This is a genomic window from Protofrankia sp. Cas4 (assembly GCF_963555915.1).
Taxonomy (GTDB): domain Bacteria; phylum Actinomycetota; class Actinomycetes; order Frankiales; family Frankiaceae; genus Protofrankia.
Map to the genome: position 1 here is coordinate 1 of NZ_CAUVXL010000252.1, position 2344 is coordinate 2344.

Annotated in this window: 1 protein-coding gene; it reads left to right on the plus strand. The window is 69.5% G+C overall.

Translation table 11 applies throughout. The features are described 5' to 3' along the window. Positions 1-375 precede the first annotated feature (375 nt). Positions 376-2344: SpoIIE family protein phosphatase (locus U9979_RS22745; RefSeq protein ID WP_322780892.1), on the plus strand; the 1969-nt coding region annotated here is incomplete at its 3' end.

The following is a 2344-nucleotide window of genomic DNA, read 5'->3' on the forward strand; positions in this document are numbered from 1 at the left end:
GGGGAACGGTGGCCGGATGCGCCTCACCATCGCCAACCTGCGGGACGCATTCCCCCAGTCCTGCTGCTACCTGCTCGAACTGCGGGCGTGGAAACGGACAATCGACAGTTGCGACGGCTCGTTCGGCCAGGGCAACTACAGCGTGTTCACCTTCACCGTAGAGCTCTGACCACTCCGCGCCCAACCGCGGTCATGGCGGCTCGTCCGCTCACGATCATCTAACGGCCGCTTGTCGATCTCGGACGTTTGGGTATCCGAGCAGGGGGCATCGGTTACCCGTGCCACGGGATGCCCCCTTTGGGGACTGTGTGTGCGCTGCTCGTCTCGACGTTGGGCGGGAGGTGGACCTGATCCGGGAATCCCGCGATCTCTCCGGTGGCGGCCCGTGACGTGGAGCGGCACCGACTCCCCAGCCCCGCCAGCCCGGACGCATGGGACAGGCTGACGCTTGCCGCACGGATGTCCGACCTGGCCCCGATCGGCCTGCTGGTCGTCGACCGCGACCTGCGAGTCTGCTGGATGAACCAGGCGATTCTCGCCATCAACGGCCTGTCCCCGGGCGACGTCGGGACCAAGAGCATCGCCGAACTGCTCCCCGGGGTAGAGCCCGAGGCGTGGCATGTGATCCGTCGGGTGCTGGCCACGGGCGAGCCGATCCTCGACGTCGACCTCGCCGGCACCACCCCGGCTACCGGGCCGGACCGGCAGGCCTGGCGCGTCTCCCACTACCCGATCCGCGATCGCGACGGGATCACCAAGGCGGTAGGTGTGGCGGTCGTCGACGTCACCGAGCAGCGCCACGCGGAGGCAGGTCGGGAGGCGGTGGAGCGGCGGTTGCGCCTGCTGAGCCGGGCCAGCGGGCTGGTCGGGGCGTCTCTGGACCTGTCAGCAATCCTGGAAGGGTTGATCGAACTCGTCGTCCCGGAATTCGCCGACGAATCCATCCTCCTGCTGACCGACGAACCTCTCGACACCGCCGCCAGGCCGGACCGGCTGCCGCTGCGCCGCCTGGTGAACGCACGAGTGGCTGGCTTCCCTGAACCACCACCCGGTCTGCAGATCGGTGAGCGGATCGAGTTCGCCAGCCAGACCCCCCACTACCAGGTATTCGCCGTAGGTGAACCACAGCTGCACCAAATGGGCGAGCAGCTCGTGCGTAACCTCGACATCCCCGGTGCGGGTGAGTACTTCAGGCAGATAGGCCTGCGGTCCGTCATCCATGTGCCGTTGCTGGCCGGTGGCACGTTTCACGGGGTGGTCATCTTCGCGGTCGGATCCTCCGGCCGGTCCTACACCGAACACGACGTACAACTCGCGGCGGAGCTCGGCAGCCGGATCTCCAGCGCGATCGCCAACGCCCGCGCCTACGCCCACCAACACACGGCCGCACTCACCCTGCAACGCGGGCTGTTGCCCGGAAACCTGCCCGCGGTCGAGGGCCTGGAACTCGCCTGGCGCTACGAGCCGGGCACCGCCGCCACCGAGGTCGGCGGCGACTGGTTCGACGTCATCGGCCTGTCGGCCGGCCGGGTCGCCCTCGTCATCGGCGACGTCATGGGCCGGGGCCTGACCGCCGCCGCCGTGATGGGACAGGTCCGTGCCGCGGTCCGCGCCTTCGCCGCCCTCGACCTGCCCGCCGCGGACGTACTGACCCACCTCGACGACCTCGTCCGATCCATCGACGCCGGCCCCGACGGCGCGCTGGTCAGCTGCATCTACGCCATCTTCGAGCCCGCGACCGCCACCATCACCGTCGCCAACGCCGGCCACCTGCCCCCCGCCCTCGTCGACCCGCACGCAGACGTCCACCTCCTCGACGACCACAGCGGAATCATCCTCGGCGTCGCCGGTCAGCGGCTCACCGAAACCCGCTACCCGTTCCCGCCGGGCGCCACCCTCGCTCTCTACACCGACGGGCTCGTCGAATCCCCCACCATCGACATCAACCAAGGCACCCGCCGGCTACAGGCCGCACTCGCCTATCCCGCCGGCCTGCACACCACCGCCGACCGCCTCTTCACTCTCATCGACCGCACCGGCGGCTACGACGACGACGCCGCTCTCCTGCTCGTCCACGCCACCACCCCCGCGACCGTCAGCACCCGCCGGCTCCCCCCAGACCCCCGGGCAGCCAAGACCGCCCGCGACGCCGCGGTCGCCGCCCTCTACCAGTGGCACCTAGCCGAACACATCGACCTGGTGGAACTCCTCGTCAGCGAACTCGTCACCAATGCCATCCGATACGCGCAGACCCCCAGTCACCTCACCCTGCGCCGCGGCCAGCACGCCCTCTACGTCGAGATCGCCGACAGCGACAGTCGCGTCCCCCGTCTCCTGAACCCCA